We start from the raw sequence: 23,022 nt of genomic DNA, 5'->3' as shown, positions 1-23,022 counted from the left end.
TTGTTCCGGTTGTTCCGGTTGTTCCGGTTGTTCCGGTTGTTCCGGTTGTTCCGGTTGTTCCGGTATCTCCCGTTGCCCCAGTTACTCCGGTGGCTCCTGTTGCTCCGGTTGCTCCAGTGGTACCGGTTGCCCCAGTTACTCCCGTATCTCCAATTGCTCCCGTCACTCCGGTTTCTCCGGTTTCTCCCGTTGCTCCAGTCACTCCGGTTTCTCCGGTTTCTCCCGTTGCTCCAGTCACTCCGGTTTCTCCAGTCACTCCGGTATCTCCAGTTGCTCCGGCTGTTCCTGTCGCTCCTGTCGCTCCAGTTTCTCCTGTTGCACCCGTCACTCCGGTTTCTCCTGTTGTTCCTGTCGCTCCGGTACCTCCCGTTGCCCCAGTTACTCCGGAGGCTCCTGTTGCTCCGGTTTCTCCAGTGGTACCGGTTGCCCCAGTTACTCCAGTTACTCCGGTTGCTCCAGTCACTCCGGTTGCTCCGGTTGTTCCTGTCGTTCCTGTCGCTCCAGTTGCTCCAGTTGCACCCGTCACTCCGGTTTCTCCTGTTGCTCCGGTTGTTCCGGTTGTTCCTGTCGCTCCAGTATCTCCCGTTGCCCCAGTTACTCCGGTGGCTCCAGTTGTTCCTGTCGCTCCGGTTTCTCCTGTTGCACCCGTCACTCCGGTTTCTCCGGTTTTTCCCGTTGCCCCAGTTACTCCGGTTACTCCAGTTGCTCCGGTTGCCCCAGTCGCTCCGGTTGTTCCTGTCGCTCCAGATTCTCCTGTTGCACCCGTCACTCCGGTTGTTCCGGTTGTTCCTGTCCCTCCAGGTTCTCCTGTTGCACCCGTCACTCCAGTATCTCCGGTTGTTCCTGTCGCTCCGGTATCTCCCGTTGCCCCTGTTACTCCGGTGTCTCCTGTTACTCCGGTTTCTCCAGTGGTACCGGTTGCCCCAGTTACTCCAGTTACTCCGGTTGCTCCAGTCACTCCGGTGGTTCCTGTCGCTCCAATCGCTCCGGTGACTCCAGTTGCTCCCGTCACTCCGGTTTCTCCAATTGCTCCGGTTTCTCCAATTGCTCCGGTGGCTCCAGTTATTCCTGTCGCTCCAGTTTCTCCTGTTGCCCCAGTTACTCCGGTTACTCCAGTTACACCAGTCTCTCCGGTTTCTCCGGTTTCTCCCGTTGCCCCAGTTACTCCGGTGGCTCCAGTTGTTCCTGTCGCTCCAGTTTCTCCTGTTGCACCCGTCACTCCGGTTTCTCCGGTTTCTCCGGTTTCTCCTGTTGCACCAGTTACTCCGGTGACTCCAGTTACACCCGTCTCTCCGGTTTCTCCCGTTGCCCCAGTTACTCCGGTGGCTCCTGTTGTTCCTGTCGCTCCAGTATCTCCCGTTGCCCCAGTTACTCCGGTAGCTCCTGTTGTTCCTGTTGTTCCTGTTGTTCCTGTCGCTCCAGATTCTCCTGTTGCACCCGTCACTCCAGTATCTCCGGTTGTTCCTGTCGCTCCGGTATCTCCAGTTGCTCCAGTTACTCCGGTTGCTCCAGTTGCTCCAGTTGCTCCAGTCACTCCGGTTGCTCCGGTTGTTCCTGTCGCTCCAGTTTCTCCTGTTGCACCCGTCACTCCAGTTTCTCCTGTTGCTCCGGTATCTCCTGTTGCTCCGGTTGCTCCAGATGTTCCAGTCACTCCGATGGTTCCAGTTGTTCCGGTCGCTCCCGTTGCTCCTCTCGTCCCAGTCGCTCCCGTTGCTCCTGTCGGTCCAGTTGGCCCTGTTGGCCCAGTAATCCTCCGTACCGGATGTTTAGAAGCATCCAGCACAGCCTCCAGTTTCTTTTGCAAAAGCATGTCTTGCTTTGTCGTTGCTTCGAGCATGTCCCGCACACTCTTGTTTAGCGCGAGCAAATCCGAAATGGTGGCTCCTGGTCCAGATAGCCCGGGAATTGTCCCGAGTGCATACTGAATTTTTTCAGCTTCCGCATTTAAAATATGACTAAGTCCCAACTCTTCCATAGCTAAAGAAGACAACATGAAATTGAGCGCTTCATCACGCCCTATATGAATGGTCGGGGTGATATTCGGTATATTTGGAAATGACATGATTCTCCTCCTCTTTGAAAAGGATGTTTCCCCTCCCTCATGAGTTGTTACATAAGAAGCCATGGCATACTGATTTCCCAATCATTTGAAAATGTATGGAATGAAAAAATCGCGCTTCCAGACAACCACGAGAAAATAGAAGGAGAAAGGAAATCGTTGCTCATTCATTAGAGGAATCAATACGAGGAGTAATCGTTATCGAAGTGCATTACCAAACCGTAATCGGGTCTTATTTTTCATCCATCCTCTTCCTCCAAAAAAGAAGCCATCCCCCTTAATCTAAAAAGGGATTCCAACAAACTGTCGTGCAGCTCTTACCAGTAACGGATGGAAAATCTCCTTCTTTAATCAACGAGGATCGATTCTATTTTGTAGAGAAGACCCGAGCAAAATAACAACTTCCCCCATACAATACGGACAACCAAGAAGGAGTATAGCCATCTATTGTTCCACCAAATCCAATTGCTCCAGTCTTGCAAAATAAGCTTCGTTGTACGCTACACTTGGATGTGTCGGGTAAAATAGCTTTGCCATGTCGTGATGAATTTTAGCCTTTCGCTGATCCCCGATCCGATCGTAGCAGTAGCATAGCTGTATATGAGGCAGCCACGTCCATGCTGATTCATCTACCTTCCCCATGGAATCTTGTGGCCGCTCCAATAATGTCGCTTGCCGGTACCAGTAAATGGCCTTTGGGAAATCCTGCTTTTCCACAAAAAAAGCCCCCATCCTGCAGCAAATCTCCGCACGCGGAAGGTCAATCGCAAGTGTCCTGGTCAAGGATTGGACCTGTTTTTCAGGCTGTTTCAAGTGAGCGTAACACTCTGACTGCTTCTGGCACGCCCATATTTGATCCTCGATCCAGCCCAAGCCTCCGTCCAAAAATAACTGATACTGCTCAGCCGCCTCTTCGTACCTCGCATGATCGAACAGTTCATTTGCAAAATAAAATTGGTCACGCGGTTCAAAAACCTCGCCTTTTTCCTTGCGCTTTACATAAATTTGCAAATTCCGGTCTGTGTACGGCTTATTTTTTTGGTGAGTAATGGCGATTTCGCTGTGCAGAATATCCCCCGCAACAGCCAAATACTCATGAACTGCCCCATGCCAAACAAAGTTACACTTCCTTTTGACGAGGCGATTTCTCCGTAAATAGTGAACCGGCTTCCCTCGTTCATCTACCGTTAAGTGGTACGGCATCGAGACACTGTCGTAATCGAAATTGTCCGAGGCCTTCAGTGCTGCAAAACGTTCCCGATCCGCTTCCAAAAGCACATCGTCCGCATCCAGCCAAAAAATGTACGTCATCTTGGCTTGCGCAAAAGCAAAGTTACGAGCTGCTGAAAAATCGTCCACCCAGGTAAAATCAAACAGTTGTGCACCATAGGTCAATGCAATTTCTTTGGTCCGATCTATCGACCCTGTATCGACAATGATAATTTCATCCACCAAATCGTAGACCGTCGACAAGCATCGACCGAGTGATTCTTCCTCATCCCGAACGATCATGCACAAGCTAACCGTGAACATGCAGATCGCCCCCTCCCCAGAAAATCATTTTCTCAACATCCTATTTCCTTCCATCCCCCTTTATGTATCCGTACTTTCATAACCATCTCCCCGCACGAATATGGTGTAACAATATGTTCTGACAACACCGAAAAGAAGGTGATCATCAAATGAGCCCGCCTCTCCTTTCCCTATGCATGATCGTCAAAGACGAAGCAGACCAGATCGAAGCATGCCTGTCCAGCGTGCATATGGTGGCAGACGAGATCATTGTTATCGATACAGGATCAACCGATGGTACACAGGATATTTGTCGGAAATACGGGGCGAAAGTTCTGGAGATTCCTTGGGAAAACAGCTTTGCGAAAGCGAGAAACGCCGGATTGGAGGTTGCCAAGGGAGAGTGGATTTTATGGCTGGATGCAGATGAAATCGTACAAGAAGAAAAGCCGGGGGTGCTTCGTCAAGCTATAAGTGCCAGCAAAAGCGACGCCTTTTTTATGAAAATGATCCATTACACTGGCTCGCAAAAGGAGCAAGCTTCGCGCCACTCCGCCTACCGATCCGGGCAAGTCCGCTTATTTCGCAACAAAAAAGGATTTCGATTTGTGCGCGACATACACGAAATTCTTCAATGGCCGACCACCGCTTCGAGAGATATCGCTATCCCTTTGCTACCTGTACATATTCACCATCTCGGATATATGGACGATGCCGTTCAACGAAAACAAAAAGCTTTGCGCAACTTGAGGCTCTTACGTCATGAAAGAAAGAAATCCAAGCAAGACCCGTGGTGCGATTACCATCTCGCAAACGAATTTTTTCGCGCCAAACAATTTGAATATGCATTTACACTGGTGAATCAAGCAATGAAAGGCTTTTTAACCACCCAAAAACCTCCCCCGTCCATTTGCTACAAGCTGAAATTCGATATTCTTTTCCAGCATGGCAGCATGCGCGGAGCATGGCCGGGGATTGCACGAGCTATTCAAATCTACCCCAATTACGTAGACCTTCATTTTTACAAAGGCGTTTTCCTGATGGAGCATGGTCTGTATGCCGAGGCGGTAAAAGCTTTTGAGTATTGCTTGGAGATCGGGGACAATCAGTGGGAGCATTTTAGTGAGCAAGGAATGGGGAGCTTTTACGCTTTTCACTTTTTGGGACGATGCATGGAGCGCATGGGCAAGACACATGAATCCCTTGTCTACGATTACACAGCGAGCTCCATACATGCTTCGCACTTCGGAAAAAAGCGAGAGGTGGTGCTATGAGCGTGAAAACAAGCGTGCTAATTGGCAGTCCAGTTTGTCAGAAACCAGATGTTCTCCGGATGTTTTTGTTTTCGTTAGAAAGGTTGTCGACCTCAAACTTGACGTTGCATTATTTGTTCGTCGATGACAATAACGATCCGCATTCGAGCAATATCCTTCAAAACTTTGCAGACAAACACACGGGCCAGGTCGACATTATCCCCGCTGCTAGCAACCTCCATCCTTACACATGCGATGAGAGGGCCCATTACTGGAGCGAAGCACTCGTATGGAAGGTCGCTGGATTCAAAGACGAAATGATCGCCCGCGCCAAACACCAAGATTACGATGCCCTCTTCCTCATCGATTCGGATTTGCTTCTCCAGCCAGCCACTTTGGAAGTTTTGCTCGCCTCTGACAAAGAGATCATATCTGAAATCTTCTGGACGAGCTGGACACCAGATACCGTCCCCGTCCCTCAGGTGTGGCTCAAAGACGAATACACCCAATTCGAATGCGCACGCCATGAACAAATTTCCTTGGAAGAACAGTACCTGCGGAAATACGCTTTCTACGGACAACTTCGTGTCCCCGGCGTATATGAGGTAGGTGGTTTGGGAGCCTGCACCCTCATCCGCAGAAAAGCGCTGCAAGCTGGCGTCAGCTTTAGGCAAATTTCAAACCTGAGCTTCTGGGGAGAGGACCGTCATTTCTGCGTCCGGGCGCAGGCTTTGGGTTTGTCCCTTTTTGTGGATACACACCATCCCGCTTTTCATCTCTATCGGGAGAGTGACTTTGCGGAAGCGCGAACCTGGATGAAGCAAATCTATGGCTCCGCTCCTTTACGCGTGAAAACCACTCGTCCTCCTGTCATCAACAATACGATCCCCCTTGGAAATTAACCTATTATATGGTATGCTGGCGACACGTCTATTTGGATGGAAAGGTACGGTAACTACGTATGCCAACAACTACTTTGTAATGGCCTAAAAAACTGGATAGCTTGCCCTTCGGAAAACAAACGGTTTTTCGCACAGGTGCAGTCTGCCCTTTTTTCCCATTACAAAGGAACGTAACGAAATCTGTAGGTGTATATCCTAACGGAGGTTCGCTATGGGGAATCTCCGTTTTTTTGTGTTCAAAAACAGGCCTGCCCTACAGGACATCCAAATAGAAGATGCGTTCCTTTCACTTTTTAGACGAGGTGAAGGACCATGCATACCATCGAGCATACGTGGGTATTACGTGAAAATCATGAGAATCAGCCAGTGCGGCGATATTGCAGCAATTGTGGGCGAACCGTTCTCTTCTTCGATACAAACATCCGCCGCCACAACGCAAACGGCAAAAACATCTATCGCTTCGCTATCTATAAATGCGAAAAAAATCATACGTGGAACGAAAAGCTCGCCATCTATAAAGCCTTTACAGATCATCGGGAGGTGCCGGATACGGAGTTCAGTGAAGAGATCGCGCCCCTCCTCCCTATGCTCCCCTTGCATGAATACCAGGAAAAGGGCGTTCAGAAAGTGACGATTCGAATTGAGAGCGCAGAGGCCCGCTTCCGCCTCGACAAACTGCTGTCCGAACAGATAGAAGGTTGGAGCCGCAGCCAGATTGTCCGCAAGATCAAGGACGGGCATATTCGCCTGAATGAGCAGGAGACGAAGCCAAGCGCTGTCTTGAGTGCAGCGGATATTATTCAGATTTTGATTAGGTAACAGTATGTATGGAAAAAGTCGCAGACGGAATCTGCGGCTTTTCTTTTATTTCTTCAATACGACCGCTTTTCTCGGCTCGTCCCACTCCACTTGCAGTCCTAGTAAGGCAGCAAGCTCTCTTGTTTTCGCAAAAGCAGTTCCCTGGTCGTTTACATAGGAGACTTCCTGTCCGTTCACGGTCACTTTTTGCGTGGAAGGCTCCCATTCCACTGCTCCACCCACTGCCTCCGCAATCATTCGGATGGGTACATAGGAAACATCATCGATTAGTTTTCCTGTGGAGGTAAGTTTCAGTTCAACTGCGCACTTATCCACATCAGGCTGTGGTTTTTGTGGATAAGCTGTGAGAAACCTGTGGACATCCTGTTGAAACTTTGCCCATGCGTCCTTCGCTGGCATTCCCGTATAGGTTTGCGCGGTCGTATTGACGACAAAAAAGGCCGGGCAGTTTTTCCCCGTAATGTCGTAATGACGCCACAGGTGCTCGACTCCCCAGCCATGTCGCTTCAAGATATCCGCGGTCAGTGCCACTGTTTGCTCGTACATTTTCGCAAAGCTTCCATCTGCATTGACGCACATTTCAATCCCAATCGTGCAGTTGTTCGGGTAGTTGCTCAATTTGGTCAAGGCGGCCTGTGAATAAGTCTGCGCCCCGACGTGGTAGCCCATCTCGTCCTCGGGTAGACAGCGAATGATTTGCTTGTCGTCCACGATGTAATGAGCACTAGCTACTGTCGTTGGTTTGTTGAAGTAGTTTCGGTTTGCCACGGCATTTGCGCCGCTGCGTTCGTTGGCCGTCCAGTGGATGACGACTCCTTTTGGGACGATCTTCTTTTTGGGGCGGGAATTTACGTTGGTCAAAAGCATCTCGGTGATATTCATCGTTTACTAGGACTCCTTTCGTTTGGCACGCTCTGCCTTTGCCTTAATTTCGGCGCTGACTAATCTCTCGATGGATTTGGGCATTGGCCAGCCTGCGCGGTGGGCATTGGCGGTCAGGCTTGTCCAGGTGTGGTAGATGAGGCCGAAGGTGACGCCGTAGAACAAGAAGCCCGGGGTGCCCATGACGCGGTCCAGGAGATTGGCTACGGCTGGTAGGGCCATGAGGAATAAGGTGCGGGGGATTCGGGACAGGCCGTAGTCGGAGGAGTAGGATTGGTCTTTTTTGGCGGCGGAGATGCCTGTGATCCAGTCGAGGACGATCATGAAGAAGAGGACGATGAGGATGTCTTGGCGGTTGGTGCCGTATAGATAGTGAAAGGCGGGCGACACGATTGCACCTACTGTGGTCGCCCAGGCGTTTGCTGGGGTTGCGATGCTTTCTAGGCTGTGTAGGGGTTTCATGGTGTGTCTCCTCCTTTTGCTAAAATAACAAAAAAGGCCTCGCTTAAAACGAAGCCTTTTATTAATTTCGTGAACAAGAGTGTCATAACAAAGAAAAAGCACCCTTTCACGTAAAAAAGAGTGCTTAAGCCTTGTATGATTGTCCAGTGATTGTTTTAAACTCTTCTACAGTGATCTTGCCGAAGGACACCACCTGTTTGAGCTGATCATCGCTTGCCCAACCACGTGTATAGTAATACTGCCATTTTTGATAGTCTTTCATGCTACAAGCCTCCTTGGGATAGTCTTAGTTCAAGGTTAACGATGGATTGCCCGAGAACCTTGTTTTCGTTCTTTAGTTGCAGAATTTGCAACTCCTTTTCTACTAATTGTTGGCCTATGATTTCTGACTCAGATTGTGGTCGCTGCCAGTTCTTGATCTTACCTATTTCTTGATTAGTTAGACCCTCTTCCCACTGCTCCCCTGTCCATTTTGCTTTAAAGAGTCCGTCAGTCGGTCTTTCTTTCACAATGTCTTCCGGAATTTGTTCAGGTGGTAAATCTGCACCGATCAATACTGGTTCTACGAAAAAACCATTTACATCGATCCTGTATGCTTGGATTTGAGACATACGATTTATCTCTCCTCGTTATGTTTTTTTGGCTCGGAAGCTTGCACCAGTAAAGATAACCCTTATCCCACCTAGTGGTGGAGGATTATTTGCGTTATAAGTCAATTGTATGTCACCAGTGTAATGGTCGATAAATATAAGCCCTTGGTACATTTTTTCCTTCGGGCTCAATGAAGTAATTAGAACGGGCACTTCCGTAAAGTAACTAGGACGGTGCATAAGCATCAGAGTAGCCATAAGACTTCCTTGTTGAGGCGTACTGGCTATAGTAAGCTCGCCCATCAATATAACAAGTCCAGAAGTGTCTTCATTGCCCGCGATCAACCCAGCGCTCGCCGGTTCATTTGTATTGGCAGTAGACCATCCGTTTTTCGGTGTCAGATCCCATTGAATTGAGTTGTGAAAATATTTCGCATACGATGCAATAGTATCTAGTTTCTTCTTATCGGCGCTACTCATATACCCATGTACGGAATCAGTAGCCAAATGCGCCGCCATGTTATCTGCTCTCATTACTTCGCTATTCAGGAATTTGAGCGAGCGATCTCCTGCGTTAGCTGATAGGATCAGATTCGACCCATTTTGTGATAAGACATCAAGTCTATTTGAATGGGCATACAGCGCCGTACGTTGATTTACGGTTTCCGAGATTTTCGTTCCATTCGTGAGGTTCACTTCTGGAGCCAAGACGAATCCAAGATCACCCTCTGCACTATATGGCGTCGGTTTTGCTCCTGCTTCTAGCTTGATTTTGCGCCATGCAGCATTTGTAAGTGTTGTGCTTGGGTTAATAGCCATAAGTACTTTTACCTTAGCAGTAAGTGACGGCGTTGTTACTGTTAAAAAATAGAACGACCATTCTTTACTGTTTTGCGCTGTTACATTTTTACTGTTAATAAGTGTGCCATCGGCCTTGTAAAACTGTACTTCTAAATATATTGATCCAGAAGTTATGCCGATTGTCTGCATTTCTCCTGACAATGAAATCGGGGTATTTTCCTTCAAATCAATAAAGTCGCTGCTCAAATAGGGACGCTCGTTAGCAGCGGCGCCAACTCCCGCTGCGAAATACTCCCCTTCCCCCTTGCTTCCTTTAACCACAGAAATCTTTTTCCCGCTTTGATCAGACCAACCTAAAAGTCCAAAACGACCTGTAGAGTTTTTCAATAGGTTTGGATTGTTTTGAATCTCCGGATTACCTTGATGAAATACTTGGTGATTGTTAATCAAGACCTTGCCAGCACCATTGGTTAAGAGATTAATGCCGCCATCAACCTTTTCATTTGCCAGTGTGAAATCAATTGTTGAGTTATTTGGAAAACCTATATGAGCCTCTCTCTTTGATGGATTGTCTTTGTCCGGATAAAATTGCAAAAACACATGGTCATCAGGTGCAAATGCTTTAATAGATGGATGCCCATAAAAAATAGGTCGAATAGTATTTACTTTCTCATCCAAACTCTTATGAGCACTTTCGATACCGTCCTCCATGTGGTTTAGCCGAACCTCATCTACTGGAGTACCTGCTATTTGATTCCAGGCGGGTAGTATCTTGGCTGTACCATCCGTGTTTTGTGTAATCGTGTATGTGTTTGGACGATCAACCAATCGATTAACATGCTGCTGTTTGTTGTAAACCACTCTATCCACCTACTTTCCAGTTCACTTCTATGGGAATGCTGATTGCTATTTCTCTTTCCGGTTTTGTTATATTCACGTTGTCCTGCCAAACCACCTCGCCTTTAAGATCCTTTACTATACGCTTCGTGATAAGACCCGCTTGTTTTGCCTGAATCCGAACGAGAATCGTTATTTTACTCGGACCCTGACGTGTCTTTTCTAGTGTGGCAGGAAACAAATTACCATCGATTTCGACCTCTGCTTGATGGAAAATCGATTCCAAGGCATTCGTTTGTTGCTTGAGTGCGTAATCTGTTAACATAAACCGTTCTCACCTCCCGCATAAAAAGCCCCACAATCTGGAGCGATACTCTCGTAAGTCTGATAGGTTCCCAGTTTGAACTCGAGACCTCCACTTCGTCTTATGACGATTCTCTCTCTGTTAACATGAACAGGGCGCATCTGTTCAAACATTTCGTGAAGCATGATCAAATCGACAGGTAACTGAAGAGAGAATTCAAATTCAATTTCTTTTTTCGAATAGTCCTCTGTGACGGAAATTAAGTCACCGGCTGTTTGTCCTAATGATCGAAGTATTGGCATTGTAAATGGGAGTCTTCCCCAGTGTTTCCTTTGGATGTTCTTTCTCCGATCGTCAAATGGCATTAGTTGCTTGTTCCCGAAATAAATCCAATCCCATACATCTAATCCCCAGGTTGCTGTCAAGGGTAAAAACTGTTGCTCAACGTCTGAACGCTTTTGAGAATGAGCGACTACAGCGCTCATTGCACCCTCAAAATGAAGTTCAGCGACTTTATTCTCATGCCACTGCTGCGGTAACATGCTTCGATATCTTTCTGGGATCATATGGTTACCACCAAGGACAGTGTAGAGACAGAATCAGATGGTACGGTTAGGTTTGCTTTCTCACCATTTAACGTATATTCAGTGAAATCACTCACACCATCCACGAAAAAAAGTGCCCCTAACTGTTGATACACAATAAGAGAACGCCCTTTAAGATAAGCTTTGATTTGTGTAGTGATTTGCTCTTTCACTTTCGAAACCTCCACTTCTGGTCGTACAACAAGGCGTACAGAAATAGTGATAGGGAACACATTCGCAGGAAAGACTTTTAGATCGTGCAACGCCTTCCGATTGTTTTCTAGTTTCGTTCGTACTTGCTGAACCAACTCTGGTGTGGCTGCCTGACCGCTCAGGTCCGTGATGTACACATCAATCGAATTGTCGTGCCGTGTTTTCTCAACAGCAATAGCACCTCCAACACCATCAATGTTCCGTGCCCAGCGCTCGTAATCCGCACGCCTCCCGTCTCCTTCTTCTGTACGGGCTCTGTCGATTAAACGTTGTTTATACGAAGCGTCAACTTCATCTTTATGTCTCAAGAGCCCGAAGAAAACTCCATTTGCGTCAAGATACTCCCCTTCGGCCCATGGCAAAAATCGCTGTAAAAAGCCATATTCAAATAACTGTTGCTGTTCACTGATCTCTTCCGCTAATGGATAAAGCAAATCGTAAAACAGTTCACCTTCTTCTGTGGCAGGTGGAGTTTCACCACGCTCTTTGGCAATGACCGCCATACGATTAGCTATTCGCTGATAAATCTGGTCAGGGGTCTCCCGAAGAATCGGCATCTCCGGTTTTTCTAACGTTTCCATGCATCCACCTCCATTCTCGTCGATCCACGCATCCCAGCAATCTCCACATGCAAAATAACCCGATTCCCCTCAAAACGGATATCGAGCACCTCTGCACGTTCAATCTCACTGTGCGCTTCCAACGCTTCTTGCACCTGTGCCTGCATCACGGACAAGGACAGCGCAGACCGCATTCGCCCTTTATCGGACAAAAAATCTACACCATACCTTTCCGAGTAAATCGCATAGCGGAACCGCCGTGTATGGAGGATCTTTTTCACGGTCTCCTCCAAGTACTCCACGTACGTCTTGGTGCGCAAATATCTTCCGTCTGGTCCCTGCCTCAGCTGCTTCGTTTCCCAATCAAACCGATATGTCCATGGAATCGGTACTTCGGTTCCTTCCGCTAATATCTCTTCAGTCCCTAGCAATTGTGGAAACATCATTCCACCACCCCAAGCAGGAGGTATTGTTCGTTGTTGCAACGCAACAGAGCTACTTTTTTACCCACATCTTCCGGCAACAATCGGGCAGAATGTAGTACAGACAGCTCATACGGCTCCAAAGGTGTCGGGTCCTCGTCGAGCTTTACTGACAAAGGGGACAGCGACAAAAGCTTGCCAAACTCCCCTTGCGTATTCTCGATGCCATCCTGCGCATGCCCTCTCAGTTTTGCAATAACGGAATGCATCCCTTACGTCCTCCTTTCCAATTGGAGATCCATTGTGTATTGACCGCCCTGCCAACGCGCTTGGCAGTTAGTGACGATCCAATCTGTGATTGTTTTATTGTCTTTTTCCATGATTTTGATGAGCCAGCCCGCACGTAGCCTCGCCGCATTCTCATCCTCGTGCCTGACCGAAATGGAGCGTGTCTTGGGGATTTTGGACAACTCTGCAAGCTGCTTGGCTGCCAATCCAGCTACGTTTTTGTCCTCGCCAGCGTCGATGACTTTTTGCATGCGACCGATTTGTTTGACCAGACTATCGTTAGATTTCGTTGAACTGCTCACGACCCGATCATCCCGGTAGCGCTCTACTGTTACAACGGTGTATACATCCTCGATACTCTCTCCTGTCGAGCTACTTGCGAGTAAACTAGCCTTGAACATCGGGATAATACTGTTTTTCCCCTCGGGCAGTACCGTCAGCTTATCGCGCTGGTATTGCACGAAATAGCGGATGCCCGTCTTTTCATAGGCTTGCTCTGTCAGTGATGTAAAGAGAGACGTGTATGATTGTGATGAGATTCTCTCTTTGACCGTAAAGCCGAACGCCGGGCAGCTAAAATTGATACCTGCCGACTTGATAATTCGTGCAAGCTCTGTCCCTGCATCCCCGTCCAGCTTGAGTCTGGAAATTTCGTTTTTTTGCAAATACCAGCCCAACTCGTATGCTGTTGCGGATAGATCGCCTGTCCGATCATCCCGGTCAAAACGAACGAGCGGGCCATGGAAAAGCTGCTGGGATTCTTTTAGCTCTGCACCTGCAAAGAGCATCAAAAAACCCGCCGATTGCAACGGCGGGCCTTCCTTGATTCTCACATCACAGTTTTGAGCAATTTGTCCCCTGGCCGAGGACCAGGAGAGCTCGGTAACGGCTGGGGTCAGGTCATAGCGGGTCTGTTCTTTTCCGTAAATGACTTTCATTTCGTCTGCCCTCCGTTACATTCTGTTTTCTCTTTCTAGCTTTTCGTGAATCTCTCTTTTCCTATCTTCCAACTTTTTGCTGTCTATCCGTGGAGCCGCTTGCTGCTTCTTCGTCTTCTTGGCTACCTTCCCACTCGTGTTCGGGCGAGCTGGCTGCTGTTTCGTAATGACCGCCCCGGGGGATAAAAGCTGCGTCTGATTGCTCCACGTAATGAATTCGTCTTTGACAAACAGCGGCAGCTCAATCGAGCCGTGAAAATCGACGTTTTTTCCTTGGAATTTTCCGTCACATGGCCCGATGAGCACATTCCACGCCAGATCAAGCTCGTCTATAGTCAAAAGTGCTTCCGAGCCCGTTAAGCGGTCCAATCCAGCAAGCCACTGTCTGGGCCCTTGATAGCCCTGTACCTCGACATAGGGAGCCGTACTGTCTCCGGGTAAGATGAAGTCAAAGGAGATAGACTTTGGGCGTCTGGAAGAGATGCGGTTGCCGGACAATAATGTAATCGATGTCGTGCTTTCGATGTCGTTGCCATAGCCGCGAAACTGGATTTCCGCAGGTGTGACAGGAAATGTCAGCCTGTATTTGCCTTGAAGGCGGATCATGTCGTTACCCCTCCCCTCGTCTCTAGTGCATCCAGCAGGGAGCGCTCGATGATGTCTTTGATTCGTTGGGCGACAGACGGGTCACTAAGCATATTCAGCATGGTCGGGATATCCTGTAGTACGCCTTGAATGTGTAAAGGTATAGAAATTTGCGGAATTGTAATCGCAACAGGTTGGATTTTTTCTTGCAAATTGCTAACTGGCGATTGATTTGGAACAGGAGGTCCCGCTTGATTTGTTGGTTGAATAGTCGCAGACTCTGAAGAAGGCTTGTCCTGCCACCACGACTTGACTCCATCGTATAGGGCACCGCCCGCAAACGATCCTCCCATACCTCCAATAAACCCGCCAACAATACCGCCGATTGCAGTACCAACGCCAGGTAAAATTGAACCAATCGCTGCTCCAGTGGCCGCTCCCGCTACAGCTCCGCCCCAGCCACCAAGTGACTCTGCTCCCACTTTTGCTGCAGTATCCAGCTTGTTCTTTGATTCTGCAATTTCTTTAACACCCAGTAAATTCCCAAGAAGAGGTATCCTTCTGAGTCCACCTTTGAACATGCTTTTCCAGGCGCCCTTGCGGACAGCTGCCTCTACATGATTGCCGCCACTATCTGGTCCAGCTTGGTTACCTGCCGGGGACGTAGCTGGGGCGCTGTTCTTGCTTTGTTCTGCTGTTTTGGCGGTTTCTCGTTGGGAACCACCCATAACAGTATCTGGTGTGTGCCCTGCTGTAGAAGCAGATGGGGAAGCGTTTCGGCGCTTGCCGTTAGCTTTGGTCCCTTCTCTCGGTGCACCCCCAGTATCCGAACTAGGCTTATTGCCTCCTTGGGAGCTACTTGAAGCACCTTTTTTCTTAGATTTATATTTAAAAGAAGGTCTCCTTTTTGTCTTGCCATCACAACAACAGCAGTAGCCTTTGTCCCCACCTGCCCCCAAATTTCCTTTATTAGGGGCAAGCGATGAGTTCTCGTTAGAAGCAGATTTCTCTTTTTTTCTGCCAAAAAAATCTCGTGTTGTGGTCAACAGACCTTTCATGGACGTAATTGTACTGGCAAGCATGACACCAAGCGTAGAAAATGCTGCAAAAGCACCGCCTACATAAACGGCAGCGAGTCTTGCCTCTGGGGACCAAGTGTTAAACCAGTTAAAGAACCCCGCAGTCACATCCGAAATCGTTACAGCTACTCCCGATAAATCACTAGCAATCTGCGTGACAGCTTCCATTGCTGCATTTTTCGCTGTGTTTTGCGCTTGCATCATCTTCATGAACTCATTCTTATTGACAGCGGCATCATAAGCCAACTGCGCCTCGGATTCATTCACCTTCGAACCAGTCGCACCTGTAGCAATTTTCTTTATTTCTTCCAAGCTGGACGATAATTGCACCCCGCCACTACCTACTAAAGCCGTCATTATATCTTGTTGTTTAGTTGGATTTTTCGGATCGTTCTTCATCAAAGATGTGGACATAAGTACCTTTGCCAAGGCAATGTTCTGAGCGTCTTTATCTCCAGTCGATAGAGCTGTTGTTAGCCTTTTCGCTTCTTCCTCCGCTCTGGTCTTTGCTTCTTCCGCGCTCATACCTTGGTTTACATATTCGCTCTGGAACTGGCTAGTCAATGCACCGTTAGCGGTTAACTGTTTCAATGCCCCTTCACGCAGAATACTAAATGACTTTGTATCATTCAAAACCTTCCCCATGGCCTCAAAACTAGTCGCCATTTGTTCAGGTGTTTTGAGGAAATTGCCTTTTTGAGCATTTAGTTCCGCCATCGCCTCTACGAACTTGAGGTTGACATTCGCCCCACCATTATTGCTCATATGCTGAAGTGCATTCGCCAATTTTGTTGCATCTTGTGTTTGAGTAGATGCCCCCATCGCGGCCATCATCTTCACGGTGTCCTCTGGAGCAAATTTGGTCGTAACATTTAGCAGTGCTGCTTGCTTGGCGTATTGTGCACCATTGTCAGCATTGGCCAGCTCACCTTTGGAAATAAGATCCATTGCCTTTGAAAGGCTCAAGTATGGATTGAGGTTGGTCATTTGTTTTGCAGTCTCTTCAAATTCCCTGATTTCATTTTCGGATTTCCCGCTGGCAGCATACAACGCACGCTCTCTAGCGACTAGCTTCGCTTCATCTGTTACTGACGCCATACTAGCTCCCAGGGCTACCCCAGTAACCAAACCGCTAAGCCCGACAAGTTCCTTTTTCACTTCGCCCAGCTTGCTCATCATGTCCTTGAACTCAATCTTTGGCTTCGCTGTCACCTTGTCCAGTTTCTGTGTTTCCTCACGTAGCTTCCGCATGTCCTGCTGCATCTGCGACATACCATCCGAGAACTCTCTCGCCATCTTTTGCATCTCTTTACTGGTTTCGCCCATGGCCTTCGTGAGCTTTTCGGTCTCCTTGACCATATTGGTCATTTCCTGACGAGCTGCTTTTAATTTCGCTTTTTCAGTTGCCATTCTTTCACCCCCTGTCCTCCCCTGATGTCTCTCTCTCCCCCAGCAGAACCCGAAAAAAGCCGGGAGACCTACCCCCCAGCTCTTTCCTCATCCTCCGCCTCAATCATCTGACAAGCAAAAATAAACAGCTTCTGCTTGTACAAATCGACTTCGTACTCGAGTAGATCCGACGGGCGGCCTCGGCCTTTTAGAAAAGCGCGGCAAATATGCCAGGCCTCACCGTCAGATCGGATTAGTTTTTTGCTTCTTCAATGGCTTCTTCTTCCGTCTGGGTTGCATTGACTTCACGGACCGCATTGAGCAGCTTGGTGTAGCCTTCTGGATTGTCGCGGAAAATTTTCTCGACGAGCTCGTACTTGGTGCCGACCTTATACGCTTTCTTGAGCTCTTCCTGATTCCAAGGGAAATCGTGCTCGGTGGCTTTCACCAGACGTGCATCGTTGTACAGGAACCAGTCGGTTTTCTCGCCTTTGTCAGCCATGCGTTCGCAATCGCGCAGCTCGGACAAATTCAGTTGGCGAACCTTCCACTCGTCACCGTCGATGGTTACGGTAATTTCTTTTCGCGGAGCTTGTTCATTAGCCTTGGCCAAAAATTTCTCGAGTTTGTTTTTGTTCATGTGGATTAAACTCTCCTATTCCGTGTAGGTTGGCAATTCATCGAGGTAGTCCGGCTTTTCGATGGACATCCCTTTCAGGTCGTAGGTCGCGTGATCGTTGCCGTCTGCTTTGGCTTCCCACAGCGTAATTTCGTCTGGGTTCAGCACAATATTGGAAATGCGGACGCGTTCGGAGTTGCCCGCTTCCTTGTCCAGCGTCTCGCCGATCAGGAATGGGAGGACTGGGGTTTTGCCTTGCGTCAATTGATCGACGCAGTAGTATTTCAACGCAGCGTTGGTTGCGGTAATTTTCAATGTCACTTCTACATGCCAGTCGTTGACGGTCTGGATTTTTCCTTTTTGCAGGCGATTCGTGTCGCCGTACTCTACCTTGAGCACCATTTTTCCTTCCAGGGTACCGAAGATCGGGTCCCCGTTTTCATCGTAAATTTGGCAGTTCTTTAGTTTAATATCGCGTGCAATAGCCAATTACAGCACCTCCCAGTCAATGTCAAAGTATTCGATGGCATCAAGCGGCTTCGCAGACAAGAGGAAGCCACGGCGATCCCCGATGCCGTTCTTCTTATCCGTAAATGTCCAGCCCGTATCAATCGCGCCCTGCTGCTCGCGAACGGTCATGTACGCGTTGACGGCAGAGACAAACACCGCGCCGCCCAAATCGTTGTTGCCGAGCTTGCCTTTGTATTTCTTGCCGACTTGACTGATGTCGTTGACGATCTGATCCAGCGTCATGCTCACACGGATTTTGCCGTAGTCCTCGCGCTCATGCGTACCAAGCACCGCCAGCGTATTGACGGCGCTCTCGATGATGTACACATCCCCGTCGCGGGTTGCGATCAGCGTACCGGAGCCGAGCGCACTCAAAATATCGGTGTGGCCCCAATCCTTGAGCGCTTTTTTCAATGGAACGACGACAGCCGTCAGCGATTCATGCGCAGGTGTCGCGGCGATCATACCCGCCACCCATGCTGCCCACTCCAGACTACCGTATACTTTCCCGTTGTTGTGTTGACCAGCGATAGCACTGTTCACGACAAAACGGGCATTTTGCGCCACAGACCGCTCGATGTGCTTCGCCATGTTCTCGTCGTCCGCCGCTTTGCCGCCGATTACCAGTGTACTGAGCTTCTTGTTTTGTGTACGACGATCGCTCATGAGTTGCTTCGCTGCCGCTTGTACAGCCGCATCGTCAAAAGGCAGATACATCGTGTCAAAATCAGCACCGGACACAGCCATGAACAGCTTAGTTGAGTCAGCTGCGGTAAGCGCTACTGTGCCACTTTTCGCTCCTGTCAGCGCTGTTTCTGGCACGATTGTAACGGCAGTCTCGCCCAGTTTTTTCACACGCACATAGTTGGATTGGCTCGTTTTCGCTGCCAACTCATTCGCATCCGCAAACGAAAACTTCTCGGTTTGCAGCGGGCCTGTTACCTGGAGTTCCTTCTTGCCTGGCTCGGACGTCGAGGCAGTAATCGTAACCTTCAGCTCGTTACCTACCAAGCCCGGATACAGAGCCTCGACTCTGATTGCATCCGCTTGCTCATACGCTGCTTTTGTGGCTGTGCCATTCGTCATGCGGTACGCGAGAATCGTCGCGCCGCCTTCTGCTGCCAGCTCCACGGTATCGACCTTGCCAAATGTGTGAGCAAGTCGCTCCTCAAAGCTCCCCAGCTTGACGAGCTCATCTGACGCGCCCCACTCTGCTTGATACGGAACCAGTACGACACCGCTCTTCGGTACTACACGTTCTTTTGCTTTTGCGATCAGTTCGACCGTTACACCCGGACGTTCACGTTGAATGGTCATGCTTACACCCCGCCTTTGTATTTGGTCAGTCGGCTCTTCACTTGTCCTTCTGCCAGTAGTTGATCATCTGCTTCAGAAAAAAGAGCACCTGCTACCTCGAACCGTTCGGCTCCAAGATAAGCGGCGCTCTTGATCCACGCTTGTTTGGTTTGCACAAGCTCTGGGGCCTGTGCTTGTTGTTCTTTTCGTGCCACTATGATCGGACCCCCTCTACATCAAATTCGTTGATTTTTTCTGTGGCTGCTCTCTGCACCGCCACGTTGTAGGTGAACTGGAACGCGATCTCCGTCCGGTCCTTTTTATCCCGCCAAATACGCAAGGTGGAGCTGTCGATCTCGATGGACAATCCAGACGATTTGCCTTGATAGCTAAATTGATTTTGGCGAAGAAGCTCACGCAGCGGCTCAGCTGAAAGCGGCTGGTAGACGCCTGCTACCCTTGGATAGTGGAGGACGATGGCTGCTTCTGAGACAACCTGATAGGAAGTGAGGCTTCTTCCTTCTTCACGGACCCCTTGCGTCAAAAGAAACGCGATAGGCGGCTGAAATCGCTGCGCCATCCAGTCGTCCACATTTACAACAGTAGCCAGCTCTGGGTACGCTTCCTTCACCAGTTCAATGAGAACGGCTAGCTCACGATCCATCCAGCTTCCACCTCCCATACTTGCGGTATTCTCTTCTGTCTTCGTCACATGACTCTTCCCCCCACTATTTCACTTCATTTGGCAAGGCATCCACGGCAAATACCCGCCGAGCAGGGAGCGAGTAGCCTGTAGCTTTGAACTCGCAACATCGTGTGGCGCCATCGCCATTTTCCCCGCTCGCCGGGCATTTGAGCCGTCGGCGTACATAAAAAGCCACCCGATAGCTTCTTCGGATGGCTCGTATCTCTCTTACTTGTTTCGCTTGACTCAAGTATAACTGATTCGGAGGAAAAACCGGGAAAATGACCCGATGTGTCAGGAAGTGTCAACCTTTGTCAACCTCAATCATACTTGTGAAAATGAAAAGAAGCTGTCATCTTCCAGACAGCTTCTCATCTATTAAATCATCATCCGGTCTGCTGAGCCTGATCACCATACATCGCCCATGCCATCTTCATCACCGCACTGCGCTTGATTTCATAATACCGCTGACGGGACACACCGATTTCTTTGGCAATCAGATTGTTCTTGTCGCCATCCAGCAAAGCCTCGACCACCAAGCGTTCCTGCTCCCCCGGAATCGTCTCTACCGCTTTATTGATCCGCTCAATTTTATCCTGCAAATTTTGCAGCCTTTTCCACTTTCGCTCCCGGCGTACAACCTCCGCGTGCGTCTTATCTCCCGTGGTGCCCTTTCCTTTTGGCATGCCTGCATCCAATCCATACTGAGAGACCATTCCTTCCCCCGCCTCGCGCAAAAAACGCTGGATACGAACGATCTCGATTTGCATGTAATTATAGTCGCGGATTTCTTCCTCGGCTTTCTGTAGAAAATCTACAATGGGTGCTTGCTCACTCAGCCGGACGAAGCCTTCTTTTCTAGCGGATACTGTCTTTTGCTGCCCTTTTGCCTCTTGATCCCGCATGTACTTGTCCCACTCCGGGCAAGAATCGATTTTTCCTACGTGCTTATCATGAACCTGACAATGTGATTTCTTTCCCCAGCACGTTGCCGGACAAACCTCGCATACTGCTTCCATGAAAATATCTTTGCTGATCAAGGCACTATTCCCCCTCGGTCATATATATGAAGTCCGTATGATTGCTTATCGGTTTTCGTTGACTCTTGCGTCTTTTCTTAATCTTTGAGACAAACCAATCTGTCCGATAATGACTCCGACCAATAAAACAGCTGCTCCGATTAATGCTGCTTCTATCATTTCGTACGTATCTCCTTTGCATCGTCATTTTCTTGTATAATGAAAGGGGGCAAAGAGGATACTCACCAGTTGTATTCTTTGCCCCAAGCATTCAACGGGGATTCCGATCGTCAGTCGGAGTCTCCTTTTTTTGTTCCAGTTGCTCTTTCTTTTTCTCTTTGTTTGCCTTTAATTGCAGATTGAACAGATTATTAATCCGAATCTGCAAATCCACCTGCTTAAACGTGACGATTAAAGCAAGGAAGCACACGACAACCGCGAGAACCTGAACGTAATCAATCGTCATCATAGCATCACTTCTCCACTGCGGATCGCTTCGAGCATCGCGGTTTTCATTTCTTGCATGCTCTCTTCGCGAGGTAGTTTGATAAAGGAAGCGAGGTACTCCATGTCAGGAAGCAGAAAGTCGAGGATCGTCAGTACAGCCCGATTATCTCCTGACTGTGCTTTTTGGAGGGTCAGGCTGAACGAGTCAGCTTCTCGGCCAATTGGCGCAAATATTTGTTTTTGCATTTACTCACTCCTTGTCTGGTCATATTCAGTTTTTTGGCTACCTGTTCTTCTGTCATTCCTTGTAGGACGACCTGCTTGATAATAATCCGGGCTTTTTCTGGGAGTTGCATCAACACCTCCTGAACATACAGATCCGACAGATTGTCCTCGATCGCTTCCGTTCCCCGCATCTCCTCTTTGATCACCGTCTCCCTGTACAAACGCTTCTTGGCGGCGTACTGCAATCGCCAAGCAATCCTCTTGAGCACTTTTCTGCAATGCTCTTTCAACTGCTCATCTGTCACTTGCTTCACCTTCTGTCTTTTTCATCCGAAAATAGGAACATTCGTTCTCTTGTAGTACAAGTATCTCATACTGATGTAATAAGTTCAAGTTCTTTCTACCAGATTTTTGGAGATGATTTTCCAGGTTGATCCACTGCATAATTTTCAGAAGAAGACATCAAAAAAGCACGTTCCCGAGTGGAGATCGTGCTTGTGTAGAAGTATGAAATTATCCTTATATAACTGATGTTCCCACTCTATAAAAGTACATAATTCTCATACTTTTTGGTTTTATCTGCCCATCACGCTTGAAATATCTTATAAAAATAAAAAAGCAAGCCCCTCTCGCATCCATAGCAGAAGAACTTGCTTGCTTTTCTATCTTTCGCACTCTCTTAATCCCAAATATTCGGACGTTCAACACCCATCGTTCTCATATAATCAAGCAGTTGACCGGTATGTACCGACTCATGATAAGCGATTCGCAGCAGCATGTCTCCAAGTGTGCGGACATAGCCTACATCGGATCGATCGATGCGGACACTCTCCAAGTCACTCTTGGACAGCCCTCTGACGAAGCGGAGAAACTCTTCTCGATACGGTTTCGCAAAGGCCAAGTCTTCTTCTACGCTCGAAAACTCTTTGGTTTCATACGGATTGGGGATGTCAGACAAGGCGGCGCTTCCCCGTTGGATCAAAATCTGGTGATACAAAAACTCACCCTCGATGACATGGCGAATCATTTCTCCGCACGTGAACGCTTTATCGTCAGGCTTCCAGTTCAGCATTTCTGTAGGGATTGCCTTCCACACCTTGATGCTTCTACGTCTTACTTCCTCAAAGTTTAAGATTAAGAGATCATTTTCGTTCATGCCATTCTCCCCTCCCCGTAAGCTCGTCCTAGTTTTTTTGATAGAGATCACATGTCGCTACGTGATCATTGACCATGCCGACTGCTTGCATAAAGGCGTAGCAAATGGTTGAACCGACAAACGTAAAACCTCGCTTTTTCAGGTCCTTGCTCATCTTGTCGCTGATTTCGGTAGAAGCAGGCACATCCTTCATTTCCTGAAAATGATTATGGATCGGCTTTCCGCCTACAAACGACCAAAGATAGCTGCTAAAGGACCCAAACTCCTCCACAACCCGCAAATACGCGTGGGCGTTCTTCACGACGCCGCGAATCTTCAGCCTGTTTCGAACGATGCCTTCGTCTGTCAGCAATTGCTCAATTTTGGCTTCATCGTATTGAACGATTTTCTCCGCTTCAAAGTTATCAAACGCTCTTCGATAATTTTCCCGCTTCTTCAGGATCGTGTACCAGCTCAGTCCGGCCTGTGCGCCTTCCAAATTCAAATATTCAAAGAGCAACCGATCCTCATAGACAGGAACTCCCCACTCGTGATCGTGATAATCCATATAAATAGGGTCCTGATTCACCCAGCCGCACCGATTCAT

30 protein-coding genes are annotated in these 23,022 nt (G+C 48.5%); 3 read left to right on the top strand and 27 right to left on the bottom strand.

The features are described 5' to 3' along the window. On the bottom strand, positions 1 to 2,062 hold a 2,062-nt coding region (locus tag KB186_RS26735), incomplete at its 3' end, for an alpha-helical endospore appendage domain-containing protein (protein WP_232774723.1). A 441-nt stretch (positions 2,063 to 2,503) separates the two neighbouring features. Next, positions 2,504 to 3,592 (bottom strand): glycosyltransferase family 2 protein, encoded by a 1,089-nt coding sequence (locus KB186_RS26730; protein ID WP_232774721.1) that lies wholly within the window; start codon positions 3,590 to 3,592, stop codon positions 2,504 to 2,506. A 149-nt stretch (positions 3,593 to 3,741) separates the two neighbouring features. Between KB186_RS26730 and KB186_RS26725 the strand changes: the two genes are divergently transcribed. The 3 genes from KB186_RS26725 to KB186_RS26715 all read left to right on the top strand — a co-directional run bounded on the left by KB186_RS26725 (position 3,742) and on the right by KB186_RS26715 (position 6,545). Next, a complete protein-coding gene (locus tag KB186_RS26725) occupies positions 3,742 to 4,845 on the top strand; it encodes a glycosyltransferase family 2 protein (RefSeq protein ID WP_232774719.1) in 1,104 nt (367 codons plus the stop codon). Next, a complete protein-coding gene (locus tag KB186_RS26720; RefSeq protein WP_232774717.1) occupies positions 4,842 to 5,726 on the top strand; it encodes a glycosyltransferase family 2 protein in 885 nt (294 codons plus the stop codon). The genes KB186_RS26725 and KB186_RS26720 overlap by 4 nt, the downstream gene beginning before the upstream one ends. Before the next feature lie 312 nt (positions 5,727 to 6,038). After that, positions 6,039 to 6,545 (top strand): S4 domain-containing protein, encoded by a 507-nt coding sequence (locus KB186_RS26715; protein WP_232774716.1) that lies wholly within the window; start codon positions 6,039 to 6,041, stop codon positions 6,543 to 6,545. Positions 6,546 to 6,590: 45 nt separating this feature from the next. Here KB186_RS26715 and KB186_RS26710 read toward each other — a convergent pair whose 3' ends face one another. The 25 genes from KB186_RS26710 to KB186_RS26590 all read right to left on the bottom strand — a co-directional run bounded on the left by KB186_RS26710 (position 6,591) and on the right by KB186_RS26590 (position 23,022). Continuing rightward, positions 6,591 to 7,427: an N-acetylmuramoyl-L-alanine amidase gene (locus KB186_RS26710; protein WP_232774715.1), complete on the bottom strand. Its 837-nt coding sequence runs from the start codon at positions 7,425 to 7,427 to the stop codon at positions 6,591 to 6,593. 6 nt (positions 7,428 to 7,433) lie between these two features. Then, positions 7,434 to 7,889, bottom strand: coding sequence for a phage holin family protein (locus KB186_RS26705; RefSeq protein ID WP_232774714.1), 456 nt, complete (start codon positions 7,887 to 7,889; stop codon positions 7,434 to 7,436). Between the two features lie 124 nt (positions 7,890 to 8,013). Continuing rightward, the gene (locus KB186_RS26700) at positions 8,014 to 8,151 is read right to left on the bottom strand and encodes an XkdX family protein (protein WP_232774713.1); all 138 of its coding nucleotides are present in this window, start codon (positions 8,149 to 8,151) and stop codon (positions 8,014 to 8,016) included. A 1-nt stretch (position 8,152) separates the two neighbouring features. After that, complete coding sequence (locus KB186_RS26695) at positions 8,153 to 8,500, bottom strand: hypothetical protein (protein ID WP_232774712.1); 348 nt, start codon at positions 8,498 to 8,500, stop codon at positions 8,153 to 8,155. Between the two features lie 18 nt (positions 8,501 to 8,518). Next, entirely contained in the window at positions 8,519 to 10,141 is a 1,623-nt protein-coding gene (locus KB186_RS26690; protein ID WP_232774711.1) for a carbohydrate binding domain-containing protein, read from the bottom strand. Position 10,142: 1 nt separating this feature from the next. Further along, positions 10,143 to 10,442 (bottom strand): hypothetical protein, encoded by a 300-nt coding sequence (locus tag KB186_RS26685; RefSeq protein WP_221868325.1) that lies wholly within the window; start codon positions 10,440 to 10,442, stop codon positions 10,143 to 10,145. Next, the gene (locus KB186_RS26680) at positions 10,436 to 10,987 is read right to left on the bottom strand and encodes a hypothetical protein (protein WP_221868324.1); all 552 of its coding nucleotides are present in this window, start codon (positions 10,985 to 10,987) and stop codon (positions 10,436 to 10,438) included. Before KB186_RS26680 ends, KB186_RS26685 begins: the two co-directional genes overlap by 7 nt. Then, complete coding sequence (locus KB186_RS26675; protein WP_221868323.1) at positions 10,984 to 11,799, bottom strand: baseplate J/gp47 family protein; 816 nt, start codon at positions 11,797 to 11,799, stop codon at positions 10,984 to 10,986. Before KB186_RS26675 ends, KB186_RS26680 begins: the two co-directional genes overlap by 4 nt. Beyond that, positions 11,787 to 12,221 carry a DUF2634 domain-containing protein gene (locus KB186_RS26670; protein ID WP_221868340.1) on the bottom strand — a complete coding sequence of 145 codons (435 nt, stop codon included), beginning with the start codon at positions 12,219 to 12,221 and terminating at the stop codon, positions 11,787 to 11,789. The genes KB186_RS26675 and KB186_RS26670 overlap by 13 nt, the downstream gene beginning before the upstream one ends. Beyond that, positions 12,221 to 12,469: a hypothetical protein gene (locus KB186_RS26665; protein ID WP_221868322.1), complete on the bottom strand. Its 249-nt coding sequence runs from the start codon at positions 12,467 to 12,469 to the stop codon at positions 12,221 to 12,223. The genes KB186_RS26670 and KB186_RS26665 overlap by 1 nt, the downstream gene beginning before the upstream one ends. A 3-nt stretch (positions 12,470 to 12,472) precedes the next feature. Further along, positions 12,473 to 13,426 (bottom strand): XkdQ/YqbQ family protein, encoded by a 954-nt coding sequence (locus KB186_RS26660; RefSeq protein ID WP_221868321.1) that lies wholly within the window; start codon positions 13,424 to 13,426, stop codon positions 12,473 to 12,475. 15 nt (positions 13,427 to 13,441) lie between these two features. Beyond that, entirely contained in the window at positions 13,442 to 14,032 is a 591-nt protein-coding gene (locus KB186_RS26655) for a hypothetical protein (RefSeq protein ID WP_047069576.1), read from the bottom strand. Further along, positions 14,029 to 16,500: a phage tail tape measure protein gene (locus KB186_RS26650; RefSeq protein ID WP_221868320.1), complete on the bottom strand. Its 2,472-nt coding sequence runs from the start codon at positions 16,498 to 16,500 to the stop codon at positions 14,029 to 14,031. Before KB186_RS26650 ends, KB186_RS26655 begins: the two co-directional genes overlap by 4 nt. A gap of 232 nt (positions 16,501 to 16,732) precedes the next feature. Beyond that, on the bottom strand, positions 16,733 to 17,119 hold the full coding sequence (locus KB186_RS26645; RefSeq protein WP_047069578.1) for a phage tail assembly chaperone: 387 nt from the start codon (positions 17,117 to 17,119) through the stop codon (positions 16,733 to 16,735). Positions 17,120 to 17,134: 15 nt separating this feature from the next. Beyond that, entirely contained in the window at positions 17,135 to 17,587 is a 453-nt protein-coding gene (locus tag KB186_RS26640; RefSeq protein WP_007723453.1) for a hypothetical protein, read from the bottom strand. Next, the gene (locus KB186_RS26635) at positions 17,588 to 18,925 is read right to left on the bottom strand and encodes a phage tail sheath subtilisin-like domain-containing protein (protein ID WP_232774710.1); all 1,338 of its coding nucleotides are present in this window, start codon (positions 18,923 to 18,925) and stop codon (positions 17,588 to 17,590) included. Positions 18,926 to 18,927: 2 nt separating this feature from the next. Beyond that, a complete protein-coding gene (locus KB186_RS26630; RefSeq protein ID WP_173611183.1) occupies positions 18,928 to 19,119 on the bottom strand; it encodes a hypothetical protein in 192 nt (63 codons plus the stop codon). Continuing rightward, positions 19,119 to 19,616 (bottom strand): hypothetical protein, encoded by a 498-nt coding sequence (locus KB186_RS26625; RefSeq protein ID WP_232774709.1) that lies wholly within the window; start codon positions 19,614 to 19,616, stop codon positions 19,119 to 19,121. Before KB186_RS26625 ends, KB186_RS26630 begins: the two co-directional genes overlap by 1 nt. Before the next feature lie 21 nt (positions 19,617 to 19,637). Beyond that, positions 19,638 to 19,775 (bottom strand): hypothetical protein, encoded by a 138-nt coding sequence (locus KB186_RS26620; protein ID WP_173611182.1) that lies wholly within the window; start codon positions 19,773 to 19,775, stop codon positions 19,638 to 19,640. Positions 19,776 to 19,975: 200 nt separating this feature from the next. Further along, positions 19,976 to 20,629 carry a hypothetical protein gene (locus tag KB186_RS26615; protein ID WP_173611181.1) on the bottom strand — a complete coding sequence of 218 codons (654 nt, stop codon included), beginning with the start codon at positions 20,627 to 20,629 and terminating at the stop codon, positions 19,976 to 19,978. A 250-nt stretch (positions 20,630 to 20,879) separates the two neighbouring features. Then, on the bottom strand, positions 20,880 to 21,077 hold the full coding sequence (locus tag KB186_RS26610; protein ID WP_173611180.1) for a hypothetical protein: 198 nt from the start codon (positions 21,075 to 21,077) through the stop codon (positions 20,880 to 20,882). Next, positions 21,074 to 21,301, bottom strand: coding sequence for a hypothetical protein (locus tag KB186_RS26605; protein ID WP_017251813.1), 228 nt, complete (start codon positions 21,299 to 21,301; stop codon positions 21,074 to 21,076). The genes KB186_RS26610 and KB186_RS26605 overlap by 4 nt, the downstream gene beginning before the upstream one ends. Next, positions 21,247 to 21,585, bottom strand: a complete 339-nt coding sequence (locus KB186_RS26600; RefSeq protein WP_173611179.1) for an RNA polymerase sigma factor — start codon at positions 21,583 to 21,585, stop codon at positions 21,247 to 21,249. The genes KB186_RS26605 and KB186_RS26600 overlap by 55 nt, the downstream gene beginning before the upstream one ends. A 374-nt stretch (positions 21,586 to 21,959) precedes the next feature. Further along, the gene (locus KB186_RS26595) at positions 21,960 to 22,436 is read right to left on the bottom strand and encodes a DinB family protein (protein WP_173611178.1); all 477 of its coding nucleotides are present in this window, start codon (positions 22,434 to 22,436) and stop codon (positions 21,960 to 21,962) included. A 28-nt stretch (positions 22,437 to 22,464) separates the two neighbouring features. Further along, positions 22,465 to 23,022 (bottom strand): DNA-3-methyladenine glycosylase I, encoded by a 558-nt coding sequence (locus KB186_RS26590; protein ID WP_015893337.1) that lies wholly within the window; start codon positions 23,020 to 23,022, stop codon positions 22,465 to 22,467.

The sequence above is a fragment of the Brevibacillus sp. AF8 genome, assembly GCF_021270385.1.
Taxonomy (GTDB): domain Bacteria; phylum Bacillota; class Bacilli; order Brevibacillales; family Brevibacillaceae; genus Brevibacillus.
Note: the sequence above shows the minus strand (reverse complement) of the source record. Positions and strands in the feature narration are given on the sequence as shown.

Excerpts from the sequence above, each read along its gene's own strand:
- KB186_RS26710 (WP_232774715.1), bottom strand. The coding sequence starts at position 7,427 with ATGAATATCACCGAGATGCTTTTGACCAACGTAAATTCCCGCCCCAAA.
- KB186_RS26695 (WP_232774712.1), bottom strand. The coding sequence starts at position 8,500 with ATGTCTCAAATCCAAGCATACAGGATCGATGTAAATGGTTTTTTCGTA.
- KB186_RS26730 (WP_232774721.1), bottom strand. The coding sequence starts at position 3,592 with ATGTTCACGGTTAGCTTGTGCATGATCGTTCGGGATGAGGAAGAATCA.
- KB186_RS26680 (WP_221868324.1), bottom strand. The coding sequence starts at position 10,987 with ATGATCCCAGAAAGATATCGAAGCATGTTACCGCAGCAGTGGCATGAG.
- KB186_RS26720 (WP_232774717.1), top strand. The coding sequence starts at position 4,842 with ATGAGCGTGAAAACAAGCGTGCTAATTGGCAGTCCAGTTTGTCAGAAA.
- KB186_RS26620 (WP_173611182.1), bottom strand. The coding sequence starts at position 19,775 with ATGTACGCCGACGGCTCAAATGCCCGGCGAGCGGGGAAAATGGCGATG.
- KB186_RS26645 (WP_047069578.1), bottom strand. The coding sequence starts at position 17,119 with ATGAACAAAAACAAACTCGAGAAATTTTTGGCCAAGGCTAATGAACAA.
- KB186_RS26610 (WP_173611180.1), bottom strand. The coding sequence starts at position 21,077 with ATGATGACGATTGATTACGTTCAGGTTCTCGCGGTTGTCGTGTGCTTC.
- KB186_RS26660 (WP_221868321.1), bottom strand. The coding sequence starts at position 13,426 with ATGAAAGTCATTTACGGAAAAGAACAGACCCGCTATGACCTGACCCCA.
- KB186_RS26590 (WP_015893337.1), bottom strand. The coding sequence starts at position 23,022 with ATGAATCGGTGCGGCTGGGTGAATCAGGACCCTATTTATATGGATTAT.
- KB186_RS26655 (WP_047069576.1), bottom strand. The coding sequence starts at position 14,032 with ATGATCCGCCTTCAAGGCAAATACAGGCTGACATTTCCTGTCACACCT.
- KB186_RS26635 (WP_232774710.1), bottom strand. The coding sequence starts at position 18,925 with ATGACCATTCAACGTGAACGTCCGGGTGTAACGGTCGAACTGATCGCA.
- KB186_RS26650 (WP_221868320.1), bottom strand. The coding sequence starts at position 16,500 with ATGGCAACTGAAAAAGCGAAATTAAAAGCAGCTCGTCAGGAAATGACC.
- KB186_RS26725 (WP_232774719.1), top strand. The coding sequence starts at position 3,742 with ATGAGCCCGCCTCTCCTTTCCCTATGCATGATCGTCAAAGACGAAGCA.
- KB186_RS26685 (WP_221868325.1), bottom strand. The coding sequence starts at position 10,442 with ATGTTAACAGATTACGCACTCAAGCAACAAACGAATGCCTTGGAATCG.
- KB186_RS26705 (WP_232774714.1), bottom strand. The coding sequence starts at position 7,889 with ATGAAACCCCTACACAGCCTAGAAAGCATCGCAACCCCAGCAAACGCC.
- KB186_RS26605 (WP_017251813.1), bottom strand. The coding sequence starts at position 21,301 with ATGCAAAAACAAATATTTGCGCCAATTGGCCGAGAAGCTGACTCGTTC.
- KB186_RS26665 (WP_221868322.1), bottom strand. The coding sequence starts at position 12,469 with ATGCATTCCGTTATTGCAAAACTGAGAGGGCATGCGCAGGATGGCATC.
- KB186_RS26595 (WP_173611178.1), bottom strand. The coding sequence starts at position 22,436 with ATGAACGAAAATGATCTCTTAATCTTAAACTTTGAGGAAGTAAGACGT.
- KB186_RS26715 (WP_232774716.1), top strand. The coding sequence starts at position 6,039 with ATGCATACCATCGAGCATACGTGGGTATTACGTGAAAATCATGAGAAT.
- KB186_RS26675 (WP_221868323.1), bottom strand. The coding sequence starts at position 11,799 with ATGGAAACGTTAGAAAAACCGGAGATGCCGATTCTTCGGGAGACCCCT.
- KB186_RS26700 (WP_232774713.1), bottom strand. The coding sequence starts at position 8,151 with ATGAAAGACTATCAAAAATGGCAGTATTACTATACACGTGGTTGGGCA.
- KB186_RS26670 (WP_221868340.1), bottom strand. The coding sequence starts at position 12,221 with ATGTTTCCACAATTGCTAGGGACTGAAGAGATATTAGCGGAAGGAACC.